Origin of the sequence: Bradyrhizobium sp. LA6.1, from assembly GCF_040547805.1 — a bacterium.
Classification (GTDB): domain Bacteria; phylum Pseudomonadota; class Alphaproteobacteria; order Rhizobiales; family Xanthobacteraceae; genus Bradyrhizobium; species Bradyrhizobium barranii.
In genome coordinates, this window is record NZ_JBEPQK010000059.1 from 1 (window position 1) to 1,422 (window position 1,422).

General features: G+C 61.6%; 1 protein-coding gene. It reads right to left on the reverse strand.

The features are described 5' to 3' along the window. Nucleotides 1-290: 290 nt before the first annotated feature. A complete protein-coding gene (locus tag ABIB99_RS44440; protein WP_354096841.1) occupies nt 291-1,334 on the reverse strand; it encodes an IS110 family RNA-guided transposase in 1,044 nt (347 codons plus the stop codon). Between the last annotated feature and the right edge of the window lie 88 nt (nt 1,335-1,422).

The following is a 1,422-nucleotide window of genomic DNA, read 5'->3' on the forward strand; positions in this document are numbered from 1 at the left end:
TCGGTTCATATGTGGACGGCCCCCGACTTACAAGGATTGGCTCGGGCAGCATGCTCGGATCGCTCGCGCTCATATGTCCGGCCTATTTTCGGGTCTTACGACCACTGGCCAAGATGGGCTTCGCGGACAGTGAGATCCAAACACGAGAGCGGCATTTCCTGCCGGTAAACCGAGCGGAGTGTCTCACTTGACCGGCTCGCGCCGAACGTACCACCTCTTCCTATCCTGCAAGTTCCGGCCCCAGCGTCAAACCTGCCGGCCTGGCGCCAAGCTCTGTATTTCGTTCACGTCTAGGTCTGCGCCGGCATCGGTACGGCATTGCTAACGGGCCTGTACCGCTCGCCGCTAACCATCAGCTTCCAGGCGATCCGCGCCAGCTTGTTCGCCAACGCTATGGCCACCAGCTTCGGCGGCTTGCGCGTGATCAAGTCTTTCAGCCAGGGCCAAGAGCGACCGCGTCGTCGCGCATCCGCGATCACAGCCGTCGCGCCAGCCACCAAGACGGTTCGCAACATACCGTCACCAGCGCGTGTGATGACACCGAGACGGTTCTTGCCGGCCGTCGAGTGATTCTTTGGCGTCAGGCCAAGCCAGGCGGCAAAGTTTCTTGCCGACCTGAACCCGCGGGCATCCACGACCTTGATTGACAGTAGCGTCGCGCCGATCGGGCCAACTCCTGGAATAGTCGCCAGTCGTCGGCTCATCTCGTTACTCCTGTGAAGTTGCATGAGCTTCTTGTCGAGCTTGGCGATCAGATCACCGACGCGCGCCAATTCTGTCGCCAGCGCCTCCACCAACTCCATCGCCAAATCGGGGACGGTCGCGTCGGCTCGAATGTCGATCAGCAGTTGCGGAAGCCGCGAAAGCCCCTTGGGCGCTGTAAAGCCGAACTCTGCGGCGTAGCCGCGGATCGAATTGGCGATCTGGGTGCGCCTGCCGATAAATTGGTTGCGCACACGCGTCAGCATTTGTGCGCCCTGCTGCTCGGCACTTTTGATCGGCACGAAGTTCTTCCGCAGTTTCGGTCGACTGGCCGCTTCACAAATCGCCTCCGCATCCGCCGCATCGGATTTCCCGCGCTGCACGTAGGGTTTGACATATTGCGGCGGGATCATTGCCACCTCATGCCCCAGCGACCGCAACTCCCGCGCCCAATAGTGCGATGCTCCGCAGGCCTCCATCGCGACGAGCGCCGGCGGCAAACGGCCGAAGAACGCCAGAACCTGGCCGCGTCTCAACTTACGCCGAAGGACCGGCTGCTCCATCCCGTCGACGCCATGCAGCTGAAATACGCTCTTTGACGTGTCCAAACCGATGCGAACAATCGTTTCCACGGGCGGCTCCCTCGTTTCAGGTCATCGATGACCCATCTTGCCACGCAAACCGGCGGAAGGGGGCCGTCCACCCCAACACGAGAGCCCG